Origin of the sequence: Candidatus Frankia alpina, from assembly GCF_902806485.1 — a bacterium.
GTDB classification, from domain to species: Bacteria; Actinomycetota; Actinomycetes; order Frankiales; family Frankiaceae; genus Frankia; species Frankia alpina.
On sequence record NZ_CADCWT010000560.1, the window covers coordinates 1 to 572 of the forward strand.

The 572-nt window shown below is 73.8% G+C and carries 1 protein-coding gene; it reads right to left on the reverse strand.

Going from position 1 to position 572, the window contains the following annotated elements; genetic code table 11:
* Positions 1–504: hypothetical protein (locus G6R25_RS24495; RefSeq protein ID WP_205447458.1), on the reverse strand; the 504-nt coding region annotated here is incomplete at its 3' end.
* Positions 505–572: the final 68 nt, after the last annotated feature.

Here is a 572-nt window from a genome sequence, read left to right on the forward strand (position 1 = left end):
CCCGGTCTCGGTATCCACCCCCACCGACATCGCGGCGGGGTCCGCAGGGATCCGCGACGCCGCCCACGAGGACGACACGCCGTCGGTGGCCTGGCGAGTAGCCAGGGTGAGGACCGCCCAGCCACCCCGCGCACCGCCAGTGATCCGCAGCCGCAACGCAGTCCTAGCGCCAAGGAGCGCCCGGACACTGTCGGCCTTGGCGGCCAGGGCCTTGACGGTCCAGGTGCCGTCCAGACGCACCTCGCAGCGAATCCCACCCGGGCCGAGAGTCGGCGGGGTGGTGAGCGTGCCCGCCAGGCCCCGGGCGGCGGCATGAGCCGTCCAGTACTCGGGGTGCAGCCGGTCAAGGAGCCGGCGTTCCTCCGCGGACACCGACTCCTCTGCGACCGGTGCGACAGCGTGGCGGCGGCCGAGGTAGAGAGCGCCGGCGTGTAGGCCGAGCAGGCCGGCGGACAGCGATGCCGGCCACACCGCCGTCCAGTCCTGCGACGACAGCCACGACACGGCCGACACCGCCGACGTCGGCACCGCATGAGCCGCATGCGCCTGCAGAGCCCGCTGGTACAGCGCCA